The organism is Prevotella sp. P5-50, from assembly GCF_002251295.1.
Taxonomy (GTDB): Bacteria; Bacteroidota; Bacteroidia; order Bacteroidales; family Bacteroidaceae; genus Prevotella.
The window spans coordinates 112,916-133,081 of sequence record NZ_NPJA01000022.1 but is presented as its reverse complement, the minus strand read 5'-3'; the positions used below and the strand labels follow the sequence as shown (position 1 = coordinate 133,081).

The window sequence follows — 20,166 nt, the reverse complement described above, 5'->3', positions numbered from 1 at the left end:
GTCTTGCGCTTTGTACTATCTTCTTTGACGTGAAAGTAATGTAAAAATAGGGCAGAATACACAGAATATCGTTTTTTTTTCATAACTTTGCAGCTTGAACTATTATATACTCCAAGACACATGGCTTGTATATTACATATTGAAACCAGCACAGACGTATGTTCGGTGGCAGTGTCGGAAGACAGCCACTGCATTTATCATGAAGAAGACCATAGCGGTCCTAACCATGCCGAACGACTCGGATCAATGGTGGATGAGGCCCTTTCGTTCACTGATAGTCACGCCATTCCATTCGATGCCGTGGCTGTGAGCTGCGGTCCTGGAAGCTATACGGGACTGCGTATCGGTGTGTCAATGGCAAAGGGTGTCTGCTACGGACGTGACTTGAAACTCATTGCCGTTCCTACACTTGAGCTTCTTTGTGTGCCCATACTTCTGCGCGAAGGCATTGAAGACGATGCCTTACTTTGTCCCATGCTCGATGCACGACGCATGGAAGTTTATGCCGCCATCTACGATCGCAGCCTGAAAGAGGTGCGGCCGGTAGGTGCCGACGTGGTGAATGCCGATACTTATCGGCAGTGGCTCGACCAGCATCCCGTATATTTCTTCGGCAATGGTGCGAAGAAGTGTATGGACATCATCGATCATCCCAATGCCCACTATATAGACGGCATTGAGCCACAGGCACGCTGGATGCAGCCGCTGGCAGAGCGCCGATTGCTGGACGGACGTACGGAAGATGTGGCCTACTTTGTGCCTTTCTATCTGAAAGACTTTGTGGCCCTCAAGCCCAAGAAATTACTCTAAAAGACAAAACAACATGACAATGGACATCAAAGGAATAGATTACAATACACAACGCGAGAAACTCGTCATGCCTGAATATGGACGCGAGATTCAGTTGATGGTGCAACATGCCTGTTCGTTACCTTCCAAAGAGGAACGCCTGCGCTGTGCAAAGAGTATCGTCAGACTGATGGAGAGTCGTAATCCGCAAGCCAGAGTCAACAACAGTGACGCACAGGCTTATTGGGATCACCTATATCTCATCAGCGACAAGAAGCTCGATATCGACTGGCCTTACGATGTGTCGTTGGCAGAAAAGTTTTTGGCAAAGCCCGCACCGATTTCTTATAACAAGAGCCGGTTTAAGATGCGTCACTACGGTAGATTGCTTGATGAGTCTTTTGAACGCCTCAAGAGCATGCCGCCGGGAGAGGAACGCGACGAACTAGCACGGTTGACTGCCAATCAGATGAAGCGTGATCTGGCAAATTGGGGACATGGTTCGACAGACGACGAGAAGGTGGCTGACGATATTGCCCGACTGACGGACGGTGTGATACAGCTTGATCTCAACGAGTTTAAGTTTGAGAAAATCATTCCCGGTACAGACCCTATTCCCATGAAACGCAATAAGGGAAAAGGTCGCAGATAAGTATTTTTATAACCCCTAACATTCTGATTATGGCATCATTCAAAATCGAAGGCGGACACCTGCTCAGTGGAACCATCGTCCCTCAAGGCGCTAAAAACGAGGCCTTGCAGGTGATCTGTGCAACGTTGCTCACCAACGACGAGGTTATTATACGCAATATTCCCGACATTCGCGACGTCAACAATCTGATACAGTTGTTGAAAGACATCGGTGTGAAAGTCAGTAAGGAACAGCAGGGAGTGTTTCATTTTCAGGCTGATGAACTCAATCTCGACTACCTCGGTAGTGAGGAGTTTGTCCAGAAGTGTGCTGCACTGCGTGGCAGTGTGCTGATGATTGGACCGCTTTTGGCACGTATGGGAAAGGCTGTGATTGCTAAACCTGGGGGTGATAAGATCGGTCGCCGACGCCTTGATACCCATTTTCTCGGCTTCAAATACCTGGGTGCAGACTTCCGACAGAACCCAAAGACGGAAGTTTATGAGATTGCTGCCAAACAGCTCGTGGGCACCTATATGTTGCTTGATGAGGCTTCGGTGACCGGTACTGCCAATATCATCATGGCGGCGGTTCTTGCCAAAGGCACTACAACAATCTATAATGCAGCCTGTGAACCCTATATTCAGCAACTCTGCCACATGCTCAACCGCATGGGTGCCAATATCAGTGGTATCGGATCAAACCTGATAACCATCGTGGGTGTGAAGCATCTGCATGGCACAGCCCACCGCCTTCTGCCTGATATGATTGAGGTGGGATCGTTTATCGGAATGGCTGCCATGGTGGGCAACGGCATACGCATCAAGAATGTGTCGCTCCGCAATCTGGGTATCATTCCAGACGCTTTCCGCAGATTGGGTGTGAAGATTATAGAAGAGGGTGATGACTTGTATATTCCTCGTCAGGAACATTATGAGGTGGACTCTTTCATCGATGGAACTATCATGACGCTGGCTGATGCACCATGGCCTGGACTGACTCCCGACTTGTTGTCGGTGCTCATCGTCGTGGCAACGCAGGCACGTGGCACAGTGCTCTTCCATCAGAAAATGTTTGAGAGCCGACTCTTCTTCGTGGATAAACTCATCGACATGGGAGCGCAAATCATTCTCTGCGACCCACACCGCGCTGTGGTGGTAGGCCACGACAGGGTAAATACGCTGCGCCCGCAACGCATGTCGAGTCCGGATATTCGTGCCGGTATCGCTCTGCTCATCGCTGCCATGAGTGCTGATGGCGTCAGCCAGATCAGCAATATCGAGCAGATCGACCGCGGCTATGAAGATATTGAAGCGCGCCTCAATGCACTTGGTGCACACATTGAACGCATATAATAATATATATAAATAAGGTGTAGAACGACTGCAAACGATAACAAAGAGTGAGATGATTCGTAAAGAAGAGGTCTATAAGATAGGACGACTGGGCAAGTCGCACGGTGTGAAAGGCGAGGTGAGCCTGCAGTTTACCGATGATGTCTTCGACCGTGTCGAGGCAGAATACCTGATTCTCGATATCGACGGCATACTCGTGCCGTTCTTCATGGAAGAGTATCGCTTCCGTTCAGACAGTCTCGCACTCATCAAATTCTGCGATGTCGATACCCAACAACGGGCAGCAGAACTCACAGGGTGTGATGTCTATTTCCCAAGAAGTCTGGCAGAAGAGGAGGACGCCATGCCTTCACTGTCTATGCTCGTGGGATTCATGCTCGTGGATGCCGATACAGGAAAAGAGGTGGGACGCATTGCATCGATTGACGATTCAACCCATAACATCCTCTTTGAACTCGAAGACGGACGACTCATTCCGGCTTCTGACGACCTAATACACCATATTGACACCACGGAAAGAACCATAAAAACAATTATCCCAGAGGGATTGTTAGAGATATGAAAAAGAAACAAATTGCCATCCTCGGATCTACAGGTTCCATAGGAACACAGGCTCTGCAGGTCATCGAAGAGCATAGCGACCTCTATGAGGTGTATTGTCTCACGGCAAACAACCGTGTGGAACTGCTCGCCGAGCAGGCTCATCGCTTTCATCCGGCAGCCATCGTTATTGCCAATGAGGCACGTTACGATGAACTCAAACGACTCACCGACGATATTCCCGACGTGAAAGTCTATGCCGGAGCACAGGCCATCAACGAGATAGTAGAGGCTAAACCGATTGATATCGTACTCACTGCCATGGTGGGATTTGCTGGACTGACCCCCACCATCCATGCCATCAAAGCAAGAAAGACCATTGCACTGGCCAACAAGGAAACACTTGTTGTGGCTGGAGAACTGATTGGCAATCTGGCTACGCAGTATCATGCGCCCATTCTGCCAGTAGATAGTGAACACTCGGCAATATTCCAAAGTCTTGTGGGCGAGGATGTCAACCGCATCGACAAGATACTGCTGACAGCTTCTGGAGGCCCCTTCCGCAACTTTACCATTGAGCAGTTGGCACAGGTGACCAAGGCAGATGCACTCCGACATCCTACATGGGACATGGGAGCGAAGATTACTATCGACTCGGCATCGATGATGAACAAGGGTTTCGAAGTCATCGAAGCCAAGTGGCTCTTCGGTGTAAAAGCCTCGCAAATTCAGGTATTGGTACATCCGCAAAGCATTGTCCATTCGGCTGTGCAGTTTGATGACGGTGCGGTCAAAGCGCAACTCGGAGTGCCCGATATGCGACTGCCCATACAGTATGCGTTCTCTTATCCCAAACGTCTGACGCTCTCTGGTGAGCGCCTCGACCTGTTTAAGACCCGCAGCCTTGAATTCTTTGAGCCCGACTTGAAAAAATTCCGTTGCTTGGCACTGGCTTTCGAGGCCATTGAGAAGGGTGGAAACATGCCTTGTATCGTCAACGCAGCTAATGAAATTGTCAATCGCGGATTCCTTGAAGATAAGTGTGGATTCCTGCAGATGAGCGACATCATAGCCGAAACCATGCAGCGTTGCACCTACGATGCTTCGCCTACCTATGATACATATATTGCGACCGATGCCGAGGCAAGGCGCATAGCAACAGAACTCATGAATAAATAAAAATCGAATAGACACAAATAACGAATGGAAGTTTTTCTTATTAAACTGCTACAACTGATGTTGGCCATCTCTATCTTGGTGCTCTTGCACGAAGGTGGTCACTTCTTCTTCTCGAAACTTTTTGGAGTGAAAGTAGAGAAGTTCTATATGTTCTTCGACTGGAAATTCAGTCTTTTCAAATTTAAACCCAAAAACAGCGACACTGAATATGGTATCGGATGGATTCCCCTTGGCGGTTATTGCAAGATTGCCGGTATGATCGACGAGAGCTTCGATACCGACCAGATGAAGCAACCCGCACAGCCTTGGGAGTTCAGAAGCAAACCGGCATGGCAGCGATTGCTGATCATGATAGGCGGTGTGCTGGTCAACTTCCTCCTTGCGCTGTTTATCTACTCCATGATTCTCTTCTATTGGGGAGATACCTATGTGCCAGTGAAAGACATGACTGGCGGTATGAAGTTTAATAAAGAGGCTAAGGCTCTCGGTTTCCGCGATGGTGATATTCTCGTGGGAACAGAGAAGGGTGCCTTCAAAGATTTTAGTGCCGACCTGTATCGCGATATCGCTGCAGCACAACAGGTGGAGGTGATTCGTCAGGGAAAAACAGTGACGGTGAATCTGCCTGGTGACCTGAATCTCCTGAATATGATGAAGGCAGAACCCTCGTTCGTGCGTCCGCTCCTTCCTGCAGTGGCAGACTCTGTCGTGCCCAATATGCCTGCATCGCAAATTGGAATGAAGAAAGGCGACCGAATACTGGCGGTCAATGGACATGCAGTGGATTCATACAATGAGATTATCGACCAGTTGGATCGTCGCTCCGACCTGTTGGCAGATGCTAAATCGCCTGCCGATAGCCTCAAAGTGCGCACCATCCCTGTGGTATTTACCAATGGCGTAAAAACCGATACTGCCGTGGTGACGCTCACTGCCGATATGCGTTTGGGATTCACCGTACAGAGCGTAGCGGGTCTCTATAAGCCATATACACAGAAATATGGATTCTTTGAAAGCTTCCCTGCTGGTGTCAAATATGGCATGCATGTGCTTGGTTCCTATGTTGACGACCTGAAATATGTGTTTACTGCCGATGGCGCTAAGAGTCTCGGAGGATTCGGAGCCATTGGAAATCTCTTCCCCTCAACATGGGATTGGTATCTCTTCTGGAAGATGACCGCATTCCTGTCTATCATTCTGGCATTTATGAATATTCTGCCCATACCTATCCTCGATGGCGGATATGTGCTTTTCCTCATCTATGAGATCATCACACGTCGTAAACCATCGGAAAACTTCATGATACGTGCCAATTATGTGGGACTTGCCTTACTCATGCTCCTTATGATTGTGGCTAACCTCAACGATGTGTTGCGTTGGATTGGTATCATGTAGTAATCACAGGACAGAACAGCTATCAAATAACATAAGCGCTCATGCACGTATATATGAATAGGTACGTGCGTGAGCGCTTTGTCTTTAGTGGAACTTTCATCAGGTGGAATGCCACGATGCTTATGACATTCTCTAAAAATTTTAGTTTTCAGAAAATTTCGACCACACGACCACAGAAGTGTGTATCGCATTATCATACAGTGTTTTATGCTGTGGTCGAAACTGTTTCTATCGACCACCCATCAACCACCGCCAAAATTCGTCGAATTTCATATCTCAGTCCAAGATACGTATAGTTAGACATTTCCAAACCTTTGGTAAAGGTATTGCCTAACGTTTGTTAAGAGTGTTTTCTAACATTTGTCAAGATTGTTTCGAAACGATTGAAAAAGGTCTTTTCTGCGTTTGAAAAAGATATTATCTAACGTTTGATAAAGATATTGTCCAACGTTTGACAAAGGTATTGTCCAATATTTGACAAAGGTATTGTCCAATATTTGACAAAGGTATTGTCCAACGTTTGACAAAAGTATTGTCAAGGTTGTGAAAAACGATGATAAACAACATCTCTAACTTATATATCGATATGCAGGACTTGCTTTGCTTGGTCTGTGTTGATAATCGATGGCAATCCGGTGGTCGAAGGGTGGTCGATGATAATAGTTTCGACCACCACTTAAAGTTCTAAACTACTGCATGTTAGACTATAGAGGTGGTCGAGTGGTCGATTTTTACGACATCGCGTGCGCGCGAGTGCGCGTGCGCGATCCTTAAATATTATATATGGAACGAAGCATATTTTTTGCTGACCATCATTATTAGTGTGTGCTAAGTAAAAAAGGTGAGAGTGTGTCTGTTTATGACACACTCTCATGATGAATTATTATTTTTTTTTTTAGTTTATGACGCCGCTAACAATTCCGTTTTCTATCATAACGATGCTGCCAGATTCATAAGACCACATGGTACGTTGTGAGTTTTCTGTGACTGTAAGGGGTTTACCCTTTGCCAATATAACCTCGTTGGGGTTCATACCTTTTACTACTTGTCCATTGATAATGGCTTCCCAATGAGACAAATCAATATTTTCTCCAAGGATTTCTTTCATTGTTTGCTGCATAAACTGATTGCATAAAACAGAAAACTTATCAACATATTCCTTGTTCTGGGGTTTCTTCTCTAAATTCAACTTGTCTAATGATACGGTCTTGAATACAGCCATAACACCCTTTGGAATACATTTTATGTCTTTTACAAGAAATTCTATCTTCCCCTTGTTTACCCCAATGTTGAGTTGAAAGGTATAAGCCTTGTCTGAGTTTTCGCTTTCTTCAATGTTACAACCGACGCTTAATGATAGCTTTTTCGCATCACACTTCAGTGTATTCTCAATGATGTTGCTTGATTTCTCTATTGCCCAGAGTGCAGCGCTTCCGAAGGTCGCTTTCTCGTCATATTTGCATGGTTGAGAACCTTTGCAAATATAGCTGTTGCCTTCTTTAATCAAGGTGTAGCTCTCTTGTGCATGTGCAAAGGTAATAGACGTCATCATTAATGCTGTCAAAATCATGAATTTCATATCATCATCTCTTTATTGTTAAAGAAAATAATCTGCCTAACATCCATTATAGTAACAGATGTTCGGCAGACCATTAAGTTATTCTTTTTTTGTTAGAATACGATACCGACAGTGGCTGCAAGATTGTTCAATTTGCAACTGTATGACTCGTTTCCTGCATAATTGGTCAGACCACCACCATAAGTTACACCAACATAGAATTTACCCAACTCTACATTAACTCCAGCCTGCCAACCAAGGCTAAAGACCTTCACGTCATCAGCGTCTGATAAAATGTTTCCATTGAAAGTCAAACCTGCCAAAGGAGCAATCTTGATGCCCTCGGTAACTGGTAACTTGTATGTTACGTTCAAAGGAATAGTGGCTGTGAGGGCATTTAATTCATCAAATGCGTAAGTGGCACCAATACCAGTCTCTATGTATAGAGGCATGCTTTTAGAAACAGAGATACCTTTGGTCCATGACAACGAAGCTCCACTGACAGATCCAGAACCTTCGGCATCAGTACTGATTGAATTGTACGATGCACCAATACGGTTGTAACCACTGCCCTTTTTGTGAGAATAAGTCATGGTGTTTGAGGTAATGAGCTGGGCTGAAGCGCCGAGGCTCATGATTGAGGCGATAGCCAGAACTAATAATTTTTTCATTGTCTTTAAAATTTAAAATTAATATTGAAATTTACTTGTTTGTGTTTCGTTGTACAGCCTTGTTCTGCTTGTTGTCAACAGATATGGCACGTATGCGAGCACCATCCTGCAATGGAGTAATCCACTTAGAGTCGTCAGCGCCAAGTTGTCCTTCGCCATAGTTGTGGAATTTCACATACTTGGCAGGATAACCACGTACGGTAACATCCAGTCCTTTAGCTTTTTCGTTGTTAATAACATAGAAAGTAGCACCAAGAATAATGTCTGCACCAGCAAGTTTTGTGGCTTTAAATGCTGCGTTAGCCTTGGCATTTTCAAGCATGTCAACACTGATGTCGGAAAGAGGAACACCAGGGAAAATGTTGAAAGACCATTCTTGGCAATCTTTGTTGAGCATTTGAAGTTCGGCTACCATAGGACGAACAAAAAACTCAGACATACCCTCTTGAATACGTGTCTGTGCATGCTCAAATTTAGCCTGTGCAAACATTGAGGATGCACAGCTAACTAGTAATAAAAGTGTAAACGCAATCTTTTTCATACGTGTTTAACTGGCCAACTGACTCCCAAGTATCGGCAATAATACATTGTTACATGAAAAAGTTATTGACTATAAACAAAAAGCGTAGGAGTCTGATCTTGTCACTCGTCCTACGTCTTGAGGCTTCTCGCATTGCCCATTCAGTCAAGAACGAGCAACGTCAGAAACCCACGCCGATTGTTGATATAACAATCCCATTATACCATACACGTACATTATTATAAAGTAACAACGTACAGCATGATATCAGGGCATTATAAAAACATCCCATGAGCATCTATCGTTGCTTCGTCACGTGACTGAATCATTTTGAAACTTTGCGAGAATTTCAAGACGTCAAGCTACAAAGCGCATGATAAACGCTTCCCATAAATAGTGGCTCTCATTACCTCTGTGGTTTATATCCCTTAGCCTATGCGGAACCTCATACACACTAAAAAAATCTGTGAGCGCATCATGTCGGCGTGGATTCTGCAGTCCAAGTAACAATTCAGCGATAAGTCTCTACTCATCATGTTATAGGAAACTGCATGTTTCATGAAAACCGCTTCAAAATTAAATATTATTTATGAAACGACCAAATGAATTTGAAGTTTTTAACAAAAAAACGGTAACAAATGGCGTGTTTATGCATGTTATATATGTTTTTATGAAGTAAAAATATTGCTTTGTACTGAGGCATATTACTAATAAATAACCATACGCTTGCTGCGCGTTTACAGTGTATGGTTAGTACTCATGAATGTAACTACTCAGCCCCCCACAGCATAAGATAGTCAACTGAACTCGTTAATAATTCATAAACTTGATTTTGTTCCAAAACAAAATCATTGTTAAAGCGGTTTGTATGTATGGTCTTATGTATGTGTAGCCTACATTTGTCAAATTTTAGATCTATTAGGATGCCTGTGGGTGCGGCATACTTGCGCAGCCAAATTATGTCTTCAAGCAGACAGTCGTCAACGAGAGCCTATTTTGCGTTTCGGGCAAACGCAAAACTTCCGTTAATGGATGTGAAACCGCATTTGGTCATTTCACAAGAAATGCCTATCATTGCAGATGAATGGCAAGACCGTGTACAGACATAGACGAAATTTTACGCTCGATTAATCAGCGTCTGCGTAAGCTTGAGAAGTCCGACTCCGAGAAGACTGAGGAGATTGGACGTCTCAACCGTGTCATATGCCAAAAGGACAAGAAGATACACAATCTGAAGGTGGAGCTTGCTTCGTCCAAGTCAGATCTTGCCGATGCCAAGACCCGCATCAAGGAACTTGAGGGCGAGGAACCTGACGAAGAGGACGATTCTTTGCCGAATGTTAAATAATCATAAATATAATAATCTTCAAACTTAAACACTCTGACTATCAAAAGAAAAGTCGTAACTTTGCAGTCCGATTATTGGGGAGAGACTTAGAATCCCCGTGAACCGTGTGTAAATAGCAGTGCCTTTGGCCGGGCAAAGCGGTTTGTGAATCACGATTCAGCACAAGACGTTAGACTGCTGCAGGGAGTTAGACCTCTGCCGTGGTATTTGTCTGTGCATAAGAGAAAAGAGAATTAAATGTTTTTTAGTAGTTAAATTAAAAAGTAAAATGAACACTTTGAGTTACAAGACTATTTCCGCTAACAAGGAAACAGCTAAGAAGGAGTGGGTGGTTATTGATGCCACAGACCAGGTTGTTGGTCGCCTCGCTTCTAAAGTAGCTAAGCTCATCCGCGGAAAGTACAAGCCCAACTACACACCACACGTAGATTGTGGCGACAACGTTATCATCATCAATGCCGCTAAGGTGGTTTTCACCGGCAAAAAGGAAACCGACAAGGTTTACACCCGCTACACTGGTTATCCCGGTGGACAGCGCTTCACCTCTCCCGCCATGTTGCGCAAGCAGCCATTCGGCGTTGAGCGTATCTTGAAGCACGCTGTCAAAGGTATGCTTCCCAAAGGCCCACTCGGCCGTAGCTTGCTCGACAACCTCTACATCTATGAAGGAACTGAGCACAACCACGAGGCACAGAAGCCCAAAGCAATTGATATTAACCAGTATAAATAATAAGATAGAAGATGGAAATGATTAATGCAATCGGTCGTCGTAAGAGCTCTGTAGCTCGCGTTTACCTGAGCGAAGGCACAGGCAAAATCACGATCAACAAGAAAGATATCAGTGTATATTTCCCTTCAGCTATCCTGCAGTACGTGGTTAAGCAGCCGCTGAACCTGCTCGAAGTGGCTGAGAAATATGACATCAAGGCAAACCTCGACGGTGGTGGTTTCACTGGTCAGAGCCAGGCTCTCCGCCTCGCTATTGCCCGTGCACTCGTTAAGGTTAATGCAGAAGACAAGAAGGCTCTTAAGGTACAAGGCTACCTGACCCGCGATTCACGTGAGGTTGAACGTAAGAAGCCAGGTCAGCCCAAGGCACGTCGTCGCTTCCAGTTCAGTAAGCGTTAATATCTACTGGACACGTTTAGTATCTAAACTGGTAGGACTCCATCATAGGATTACCTGCCGGCTGGTTCTAACAACAAGAATTAAAAAGAAAGTAAACAACAATTTTAAAGCATTAAGACAATGTCAAGAACTAATTTTGATACATTGCTTCAGGCCGGATGTCACTTCGGTCACATGAAGCGCAAATGGAATCCCGCTATGTCTCAGTACATCTACACAGAGCGTAACGGTATTCATATCATTGACCTCCACAAGACTGCAGCTAAAATTGACGAGGCTGCTGAAGCATTGAAGCAGATTGCCAAGAGCGGCAAGAAAGTACTGTTCGTCGCTACTAAAAAACAAACTAAGGAAATCATCGCCGAGAAGGCTTCGAGCGTGAATATGCCTTATGTTATTGAGCGCTGGCCGGGTGGTATGCTTACCAACTTCCCGACTATCCGCAAGGCCGTAAAGAAAATGGCGAACATCGACAAGCTCATGCAGGATGGTACTTACAGCAACCTCTCAAAGCGTGAGTTGCTGCAGATTACCCGTCAGCGCGCCAAGTTGGAGAAGAACCTCGGTTCTATCGCTGACCTGACTCGTCTGCCTTCTGCACTCTTCGTTGTTGACGTGCTGAAAGAGCAGATTGCCGTTCGCGAGGCTAACCGTCTGGGTATCCCCGTATTCGGTATCGTTGACACCAACTCTAACCCCAACAACATCGACTTCGTAATTCCTGCCAATGATGACGCTAAGGACAGCGTAGAGGTTATCCTCAATGCTTGCTGCCAGGCTATCAACGAAGGTCTCGAAGAGCGCAAGGTAGAGAAAGCCGACGAGAAAGCTGCAGACGCACAGGCTGAGGCTGATGCTGACGAGGCAAAAGCTAAGCGTGCTGCACGCAAGCCTCGCAAGGCTGCTGAAGCTCCCGCAGAGGAAGCTCCTAAGGCAAAAGAGGATACTCCTGCTGCAGAGTAATTAAAGGTTTAATCATCAATTCTAAAAAAGCAAAAAGATTATGGCTATTTCAATTGAAGATATCAAGAAGCTCCGCACTATGACTGGTGCTGGTCTGGCTGACGTTAAGAAAGCGCTGACCGAGGCTGAAGGCGATTTCGAGAAAGCTAAGGAACTGCTCCGTGAGCGTGGTTTGGCTATCGCTGCAAAGCGTAGCGACCGCGAAACTTCAAACGGTTGTGTTCTTGCAAAGGTTGCTGATGGCTTCGCTGCTATCATCGCCCTGAAGTGCGAAACTGACTTCGTTGCCAACGGTGCTGACTTCATCGCCCTCACTCAGAGCATCCTCGATGCTGCTGTAGCTGCTAAGGCTAAGGACATCGAAGCTGTGAAGGAGCTGACTCTCGCTGATGGTCAGAAGATTCAGGACGCTGTTACTCAGCGTTCAGGTATCACCGGTGAGAAGATGGAACTCGACGGTTACAATGTTCTCGAAGGTGAGAATATCGAGGTTTACGACCACATGGGCAAGCATACTCTTGCTACTATGGTACAAACCAACAAACCCGTTGCAGAGATTGGCCACAAGCTCGCTATGCAGGTTGCTGCCATGAAGCCTGTAGCACTCGATGCTTCAAAGGTTTCTCAGGCTGTTCTCGACGAGGAGTACAAGACTGCTGTTGAGAAGACCAAGCTTGAGCAGGTTGAGAAGTATGTTGAGAACATGCTGAAGAAGGCCGGTATCAATCCCGCTCACGTTGACTCAGACGAACACATCGAGAGCAACATGAAAAAGGGTTGGATTACTGAGGAGCAGGCTAAAGAGGCTCGCGAAATCAAGGTAAAGGCTGCTGCTGAGAAGGCTGCTTCACTCAATGAGAACATGATTGACAACATCGCTAAGGGTCGCGTACAGAAGTTCTTGAAAGAGAACTGTCTCGTTGACCAGGAGTTCCAGTTCGGTGATGGCGACAAAGCTTCAGTTTCACAGTGGCTCGCTAAGCAGGACAAGGATCTCAAGATCGTTGACTTCAAGCGCTTCACCCTTTCTGCTGAGTAATCCGTAGATAGGCATTAAGCACAATCCGATATTATTGGAGGAGCATCCCATAAGGGTGCTCCTTTTTTTGGTTATTATTAATCAACTTGAGTAGCATGCTGGAAATGTACAGTGGATATCACATGACGGATTGTGCTTTATACATGTTTCCCTGCTATCGATAGGGTTTTTCCTATTATTGTTTATGAATTTCCCCTTGACTCTATTGTCATCTTTTCCGTATCTTTGCACCATCAGAAGTCAAACGATACGAGTTTGCGCTCACGTGCTGGCTCTGGAAGAGATAATAAACATGGTATAACCCAAACATCGAAGAGTTATGAAAAGAATGGTATTCGCAATGGCAACAATCCTGATGTTTGCCGTTTCTGCAAAAGCACAACGCCTCGAACATGCGAAGGATGAGGCCAGTTATATCACCCGAATAATGACAGCCGAACTCGGATTGACCCGTGTTCAGAGTCAAGAACTGTTGCGCATCAACCTTGTTTATCTGGATGGTATTAGCAGTTACCGTGACATAGAGGGTAGAGGATGTAAGAGTAGAGACAAAAAGATTAAGTCGTTGCTCAACAAACGTCAATGGCATCAATATAAAAACACCTATTATTTCTACCGTCCCATCTCTTGGCGTGACCATGCTTATGTGCACCATATCTATGCTAAGTATCCTGAGAACAAAAAAATAAATACTGTAAGCATCAGGTAGATCGCAATTGTCGACAGCATGGCAATAACAGTCCCGAAGCTATTCGTCAGCGTCAGAAGATGTGCCGCCATGTGATGAATGGCGCAAGATAAAACCTCACATACATACAATCTTCAATAGAAAACATTTCTGGTCTTAATGACTGGAAAGTATCAGGATAAAATAAAATTAGTAGCTGTAAGAATGTAATAAGACCTCGGCATCCTATAAAGGGTGTCGAGGTCTTCACGTTATCTGATGACAGTTTAGTTTGTGTCTGTGTGTTATAGACTGTCCAGTCTTAATGATTCATTAGGGCCTTTATTTGCGATGCATATACCAGTCTTGTGAATTATGACCGTCGCTTGTTGCCCACGATTTGAAGTTGGGAAACTCTTCATCAATCTTTTTGCCTTCTGTGGCAGACACAAAGATTTTGCTGTGCTTGGGATCTGCGATGGACGGAAGGGGAATTTCGAGTGCAAAAGGATGATGTCCGCCTTTGTCACTCTTTGTCACTCTTTGATCTGAAATTTAGCTTTATTTAACTTGTCTATAGACTCTTTTACATGAATTCTGCACAAAGAACAGCTAAACGCTTTTGAAGAGCGATGAGTGATCAATCAATAAGATAATGTTTCTTTTGCCGATAATAAATCCTAATTGGTTGTCTGACTATCTGTAAGTATCATTTACCGCAGATTGTTGCTTCGGCTCGCCTTGATAATGCTGTTTGTAATACTACCGAAAGGATGATGAGCAGTACGCCAAACCAGAATGCGCCATTGAGTTCTTGTCCTTCGTCGAAGAGCATCATGGCGAGTACGATGCTATAAAGCGGTTCGAGGTTATAGCTCAGATTGACGGTGAATGCTGATATGGTGCGTAGTGCTTGTAGCTGTGTGAGGAACGGACCGATGGTAAACACCGATGCAAACATCAATATCATGGCCCAGTCGATACCCGTAGGCAATAGTGTTGCGGTGGGGTATAGGTGGAGATATATTGGCAAGATGACTGTCAGAGCACCCCATCCTGCCAGCAATTCGTAGAGTAGCATGGTGCTGCTTGAGCGTCCGGTTTGCTGTTGTACACGTTTGCTGGTAATGGAGAATAAGGTGTAGAACAGCGATGAGAATGTACCGATGATGATACCTGTGCGATGTCTGGTATCCAGACCGAAGATGAGTAGGATGCCTGCCAGAGTGAGAAGACTGAGTGCCAGTTCATGCCACGACATGCGTCGGTGTCCGATGAGCGGTTCGATGATGGCAGTAAAGAATCCGTTGAGTGCGATACAGACCACAGCGATACTTACGTTTGATGCTTTGATACTGGCGTAGAACAATACCCAGTGAATAGCCAGCAGTATGCCACATCCAGCAATACGTGCAAGTTGGTGGCGTTCGGGTATGCTGACGCGGTGGTTCATGCGCATTACAATCCATAGTACGATGGCTGCAATAAGCATTCTATACCAAACTAAAGGAATCTCTGTTAGTGCGATGATACGCCCGAAGATACCGGTAGCTCCCGCCAACAGTATGCCGATGTGTAGTCTCAGATAGTTGTGTGGGTTGTTTTCTTGTGTCATATTAAGGCGTTTTTTGGATTTGCTGTAAGTTTGTTATTCCTTCTTTGTCGTCTTTACAGGTTTCTTATCGCTCATATATCTCTTATAGAGCGTATCTCCGCTTCCTTATCACCCATACGTGAGAACTGATAGTTGGTCATACTCGTACGCATCTGGTGGTTTCGGTGCATGTTGGATATCATTGGGGTTTGTTTTGCAAAATTATACCTTATAATTGTAATGACCAAACATTTATTTGGAAATCTGCAAGACTAAGCGTGTTGCTGTTTTGTCTGACAGTTTGATACTATTCTCTATGACGACAATTTTTTTTCGGTTGTTGACAGAAAAAGGATAGATGCAGGATGGAAAATACAAAGAAAACATGGACTGCTCCATCACCGGAGCAGTCCATGTTGAATCAAAAGTAATGAATTATTTGAAAATCAGTTGTGCAAATTGATAGATGCTTTCGCGCCATACAGGCCAAGTGTGACCGCCTGGGTACTCGTAGTAGTCGTATTTCAAACCCATTTCGTCAAAGCGTGCACGCATGGCTTTGCAGTTTTCATAGGCGATGTCTTCTTCTCCGCCCATTGACAGCCAAAGTTTCTTGAGGTTCTTATTGTAGATGGCAACCTTTTCTTTCAGCGTTTTGTAACATGCCTCCGTATCAATAAACGATGCCCAAGGTACTCGTTCTTTAAACCATCCCGAACTGAATACACCGGCATAGCTCACCAGGTCAGGACTTGACACCAAGGCGTTGAGTGTATGTATTCCGCCCATTGACAGTCCAGCTAAGGCACGATACTTCATGCCTTTCTTCACTCGGAAGTTCTTCTCTACGAAAGGAATCCCCTCTTGTGTCCATTCGGCAGTAAAGTCGCTGGTGTTGCCATCCATCATCACTACAACCATTGGCACAGCCTTGCCATCGGCAATCAAGTTGTCGAGAATGATGTCTGTCAGTCCTTGGTTGCTCCATCCGCGTTCGTCCTCACCGCCACCATGTTGCAGATAGAGCACGGGAAAGGTGGCTTTGGGATTGGTATCGTAGGCTGCAGGAGTATAGATATACATGGTTTTCCATTTGTTGTCAACCTTTGAGAAGTATCGTTTGCGGTGTACGTCGCCACGAGCAACATCACGTTGGGCAAAGCGTGGAGCTTTGATGTCATCATAGGGAATCTCTACACCGCTGGTCATCATCGAACAGCCATAGAACGATTCACTCTGCGGATCTGCCACACGTACTCCGTCTATTACGAGGAAATAGTAGTGGAAACCTTCGCTCTGCGGATCGGTCACACAAGTCCATATGCCATCACGGTCTTTATACATATCATATTTTCGTCCAAGGTCTATCTGCACATGTTTGGCAGTAGGAGCCTTGACGCGGAATACCACACGATGGTCGGCCAATACCTTAGGATAATGTTGTCCGCGGATATTCCACAGCGAAGGCTGTCCTTCTTGGTTAGCGAGTGCTTGCTTGGCTTTGGCCTCTTGTTGGAAGAACGTCACCATTTCGTTGAAGGTATTTTCGTTGAATGTCACAGGACCATGTTCGCCACCTTCCACGGTGATGAACTTTTCCAACCGTCCGTTCTTCTTCAGTGCCGCAGCAAAACGCTCGCTCTGACAGTAAGGCACTACGCTGTCGGAATTGCCATGTATGACGAGGAAACGAGGGATGTCTGGTGTGACGTAGCTGTAAGGACTGATGAGTGAAATCATGTCAGGCATATCGGCAGGCGCACCACCTATCAGTGCGGCTTCTGGTGATTTGGCATCTTTTACAGTCTCGCAGCGTTCCATAGTTGCCATATCGACTGGTCCAAACCAATCCACTACAGCATCCACTTCACTGGAATAGTCTGTATAATGCCCTACATTGCCTTCGATATCTACCGTGGTCTTACCTACGGTGTGTGTCTTCATGTGGTTGGTCACACCAGCCAGCGATGACAGATGACCACCAGAAGAATATCCTGTGATGCCGATGAACGAGGTGTCGAGATGATAGTCCTCGGCATGGGCACGAATATAGCGGATGGCGGCTTTCACATCGTTGATCTGTGCAGGGAATTTTGCGTCACCGCTACTACGATGGTTGATGCTTACTACGGCAAAGCCGGCATCCACCAGAGGTTTGCCGATTGATAGATAGCCCATGGCCTTCATGTTGTTGGCAAACCATGCGCTACCATATATTACCATCACCACTTTATACTTCTCATGACCTGTAGCAGGTAGATAGATGTCCAGTCGGTGAGCTTCCAAACTATCGCCTGCATAGTTCAAATCCTTGTACTGCGGATTGGTTTCGGGCATTTTGAATCCGCCTGGTGCGCTCTGTGGCTGTGCCATCATCACGATGGCACAGCAGAGCATAAGTAATGATAAGATAGATTTTTTCATTATAGTATTTTTGACTATATGCTTTATTTGAAGAGCAGCGGTGCCATAGTGTGCAGGGCACGGCGCCATGACAGAAACTCGTGGGCTGTGCCCTCAGAGATATGTCCCACAGCGTTGAAACCAGCTTCTTTCAAGCGAGCTGTTGAAGCGTTGATGGCTTCGGGACGCTCTTTGCTACCACAGCTTTGGAAGATCAGTTTCACCTCGCCCTTATCTTTCAGATCGGCAGGTTCGTACTGTCCACCGCTCAGCAGTCCCCAGTATGCAAACACCTCTGGGCGGCGCATGGTGATGAGTTTGGTTTCAAAACCACCCATTGACAATCCTGCCATTGCACGATTGTTGCGGTCAGCCTTGGTCTGGAAATTGGCATCAATATAAGGAATGAGCTCATCCACCAATACGGTTTCAAACTCCTTGGCATCAAACTTATTGATATGTCCGAAGCGCACATCGTTGGTCATGCCGTAGGTCATCACAATGATAAACGGTTTGCACTTACCTTCTGCAATCAGGTTGTCCATTATCAGGTTGGCATGACCTTGGTTGCTCCAAGCTGTTTCGTCCTCGCCCCATCCGTGTTGCAGATAGAGCACAGGGAAGCGTTCTTTCTTGTTTTTGCCATACGTCGGTGGAGTATAGACAAAAGCGCGACGCACGGTGTTGGTGCTTTTTGAGGGGAACAATACCTGTTGTACATGACCATGAGCCACATTCATGCGGTTCTCATAGAATGCTTGATCGTGGGCAGGAATCTCAATACCACTCTCCCAACGGCATGAACCATAGTAGTTGTTGGCACCTGGGTCGTTTACCACAGCACCATCAATGGTCAGGTGATAATAGTGGAAACCTTCATCCATAGGACCTTCTGTAGTTCCAGTCCATACGCCGTCCTTGTCTTTGCGCAGTACTGTACCGCCACGACCACCTAATCCGAGACTTACAATAACAGATTTGGCATCTGGAGCGACAATGCGGAAACGGGCATAACCCTCAGAGTTGACCATAGGATACTGTTGTCCAGGCTGGTTCTTTGAACTGGGTACAAAGTCTTCCTTAGGCTGATGTTGGTCGAGTGCAACATTGAAGTCCTTTACTACGCTATATACCTTCTTGGCTTTGTAGTTTGCATCAAAGAGCAACGGATGGTTATTCACGCCAAGCCAGGAGTCGCGGTCAGAAAGATTCCAAAATGTTACGTTGTCAATCACGTCCTTATGTTTGCGCAATACGCGGAACACACGTGCATACTGGTCTTCCTGCAGTGCAGCAATATATGCGGGCTGTGCTACGGCTTGACCACGTGAGAACTGCAACTGTCCACCCATTTCCTCATTGGTACGGATGTCGAGTTCGGTGATGTGTATATGTTTTACCAACTGAGAATATTTGGTCAGTGCAGCATCAACATCCTTTTCCGATGGTCCATAGATGTTGTAGTGCCCCTGCATACCAATACCAGTGATAGGTACACCGGCATCCTGCATCTTCTTCACCATATTGTATATTCGCTCGCACTTCTTGGGGTCTGCAGCGTTGTAGTCGTTATAGAACAGCAGAGCGTTGGGGTCTGCCTCATGGGCATATTCAAAAGCTTTGGCAATAAATTCATCGCCACAAAGTTTGAACAGACGACTTTGGCGATAGGGAGAAGGCTCCTGTCCAGGACGGAAGCGCATCATGTTGTTGTCGTTCATGGCTTCGTTGACCACATCCCATGCATATACAATGTCCTTATATCTGTTGACCACTGTATGGATATGTTCGCGCAAGCGTTGGTAGAACACCTCTTTTTTCACTTCCTTACCTTTTTTATCGGTAAACATCCAGTCGGAGAACTGGCTGTGCCAAACCAGACAATGTCCGCGCAGTTTGATACCATTCTGTCGGCAGAAGTTGGCAATACTGTCTGCAGCCCCCCAGTTCCATACACCTTCTTTCGGGTGTACCGATACAGGTTTCATATCATTCTCGGCAGTCACACTGTTAAATTCTCGCTTGATCAGTGCGATTTGTTCAGGCTGTGCAATATTGTGCTTATTGACAGCCACACCAATAGTGAAATAGTCTTTGTAGGCATCTTTCAAACCCTGTGCCTGAGCGGTTGTTGCGCTGATTGCAGCAAGAGCAACCCATACAATCTTTTGTTTGATCTTCATGTCTTTAGTTTAATTGTTTTAGGATGATGCAAAGATACATATAATATATATAGTAATGGTCATGCGGTGTAACACATTCTTTTTCGGTTCTTTCATTTCTGCTGGTTGAGATAATAGATAAAGATGTTGAAATGGTGTGTGGGATGGAATCGGAAGCAAGTGTAGATGTCCTGATATTGATTATTCTTGAATAAGAAGGCAAA

Annotated in this window: 19 protein-coding genes; 12 read left to right on the top strand and 7 right to left on the bottom strand. The window is 45.6% G+C overall.

Annotated features, from left to right (window positions below; translation table 11 throughout):
* Positions 1 to 120 precede the first annotated feature (120 nt).
* From tsaB to rseP, 6 genes are read left to right on the top strand one after another with little or no spacing between them, the layout of a single operon-like run.
* Positions 121 to 810, top strand: coding sequence for a tRNA (adenosine(37)-N6)-threonylcarbamoyltransferase complex dimerization subunit type 1 TsaB (tsaB, locus tag CIK88_RS06255; protein ID WP_094389832.1), 690 nt, complete (start codon positions 121 to 123; stop codon positions 808 to 810).
* Between the two features lie 19 nt (positions 811 to 829).
* Positions 830 to 1,441, top strand: a complete 612-nt coding sequence (locus CIK88_RS06250) for a DUF4290 domain-containing protein (RefSeq protein ID WP_094389831.1) — start codon at positions 830 to 832, stop codon at positions 1,439 to 1,441.
* 29 nt (positions 1,442 to 1,470) lie between these two features.
* Entirely contained in the window at positions 1,471 to 2,775 is a 1,305-nt protein-coding gene (gene murA / locus CIK88_RS06245) for a UDP-N-acetylglucosamine 1-carboxyvinyltransferase (protein WP_094389830.1), read from the top strand.
* Between the two features lie 52 nt (positions 2,776 to 2,827).
* Entirely contained in the window at positions 2,828 to 3,337 is a 510-nt protein-coding gene (gene rimM / locus CIK88_RS06240; RefSeq protein ID WP_094389829.1) for a ribosome maturation factor RimM, read from the top strand.
* A complete protein-coding gene (locus tag CIK88_RS06235; RefSeq protein WP_094435253.1) occupies positions 3,334 to 4,494 on the top strand; it encodes a 1-deoxy-D-xylulose-5-phosphate reductoisomerase in 1,161 nt (386 codons plus the stop codon). Before rimM ends, CIK88_RS06235 begins: the two co-directional genes overlap by 4 nt.
* 24 nt (positions 4,495 to 4,518) lie before the next feature.
* Entirely contained in the window at positions 4,519 to 5,889 is a 1,371-nt protein-coding gene (gene rseP, locus CIK88_RS06230) for an RIP metalloprotease RseP (RefSeq protein WP_094389827.1), read from the top strand.
* An 895-nt stretch (positions 5,890 to 6,784) separates the two neighbouring features.
* On the opposite strand, the gene CIK88_RS06225 is transcribed toward rseP, so the two are convergent.
* The 3 genes from CIK88_RS06225 to CIK88_RS06215 form a co-directional block, all read right to left on the bottom strand.
* Positions 6,785 to 7,468, bottom strand: a complete 684-nt coding sequence (locus CIK88_RS06225) for a hypothetical protein (RefSeq protein ID WP_144269587.1) — start codon at positions 7,466 to 7,468, stop codon at positions 6,785 to 6,787.
* Positions 7,469 to 7,560: 92 nt separating this feature from the next.
* Positions 7,561 to 8,118 carry a hypothetical protein gene (locus CIK88_RS06220; RefSeq protein ID WP_094389825.1) on the bottom strand — a complete coding sequence of 186 codons (558 nt, stop codon included), beginning with the start codon at positions 8,116 to 8,118 and terminating at the stop codon, positions 7,561 to 7,563.
* Between the two features lie 31 nt (positions 8,119 to 8,149).
* A complete protein-coding gene (locus CIK88_RS06215) occupies positions 8,150 to 8,659 on the bottom strand; it encodes a hypothetical protein (protein ID WP_144007572.1) in 510 nt (169 codons plus the stop codon).
* Positions 8,660 to 9,722: 1,063 nt separating this feature from the next.
* Here CIK88_RS06215 and CIK88_RS06210 point away from each other — a divergent pair.
* The 6 genes from CIK88_RS06210 to CIK88_RS06185 all read left to right on the top strand — a co-directional run bounded on the left by CIK88_RS06210 (position 9,723) and on the right by CIK88_RS06185 (position 13,825).
* Positions 9,723 to 9,986 carry a hypothetical protein gene (locus CIK88_RS06210; protein WP_216820877.1) on the top strand — a complete coding sequence of 88 codons (264 nt, stop codon included), beginning with the start codon at positions 9,723 to 9,725 and terminating at the stop codon, positions 9,984 to 9,986.
* Positions 9,987 to 10,254: 268 nt separating this feature from the next.
* Entirely contained in the window at positions 10,255 to 10,716 is a 462-nt protein-coding gene (rplM, locus tag CIK88_RS06205) for a 50S ribosomal protein L13 (RefSeq protein WP_094389823.1), read from the top strand.
* Between the two features lie 11 nt (positions 10,717 to 10,727).
* Entirely contained in the window at positions 10,728 to 11,114 is a 387-nt protein-coding gene (rpsI, locus tag CIK88_RS06200) for a 30S ribosomal protein S9 (RefSeq protein WP_094435249.1), read from the top strand.
* A 120-nt stretch (positions 11,115 to 11,234) separates the two neighbouring features.
* Entirely contained in the window at positions 11,235 to 12,077 is an 843-nt protein-coding gene (gene rpsB, locus CIK88_RS06195; RefSeq protein ID WP_094389821.1) for a 30S ribosomal protein S2, read from the top strand.
* 40 nt (positions 12,078 to 12,117) lie between these two features.
* The gene (gene tsf, locus CIK88_RS06190; RefSeq protein ID WP_094435247.1) at positions 12,118 to 13,116 is read left to right on the top strand and encodes a translation elongation factor Ts; all 999 of its coding nucleotides are present in this window, start codon (positions 12,118 to 12,120) and stop codon (positions 13,114 to 13,116) included.
* A gap of 319 nt (positions 13,117 to 13,435) precedes the next feature.
* Complete coding sequence (locus tag CIK88_RS06185; protein WP_144269586.1) at positions 13,436 to 13,825, top strand: hypothetical protein; 390 nt, start codon at positions 13,436 to 13,438, stop codon at positions 13,823 to 13,825.
* Between the two features lie 300 nt (positions 13,826 to 14,125).
* On the opposite strand, the gene CIK88_RS06180 is transcribed toward CIK88_RS06185, so the two are convergent.
* The 4 genes from CIK88_RS06180 to xyn10D/fae1 form a co-directional block, all read right to left on the bottom strand.
* Positions 14,126 to 14,323, bottom strand: a complete 198-nt coding sequence (locus tag CIK88_RS06180) for a DUF4842 domain-containing protein (RefSeq protein ID WP_158214650.1) — start codon at positions 14,321 to 14,323, stop codon at positions 14,126 to 14,128.
* A 169-nt stretch (positions 14,324 to 14,492) separates the two neighbouring features.
* Positions 14,493 to 15,398, bottom strand: a complete 906-nt coding sequence (locus CIK88_RS06175; protein ID WP_094389817.1) for a DMT family transporter — start codon at positions 15,396 to 15,398, stop codon at positions 14,493 to 14,495.
* Positions 15,399 to 15,812: 414 nt separating this feature from the next.
* Positions 15,813 to 17,801, bottom strand: coding sequence for an alpha/beta hydrolase-fold protein (locus tag CIK88_RS12585; protein ID WP_254046857.1), 1,989 nt, complete (start codon positions 17,799 to 17,801; stop codon positions 15,813 to 15,815).
* Positions 17,802 to 17,824: 23 nt separating this feature from the next.
* Entirely contained in the window at positions 17,825 to 19,963 is a 2,139-nt protein-coding gene (gene xyn10D/fae1 / locus CIK88_RS06165; protein ID WP_094435241.1) for a bifunctional endo-1,4-beta-xylanase/feruloyl esterase, read from the bottom strand.
* Between the last annotated feature and the right edge of the window lie 203 nt (positions 19,964 to 20,166).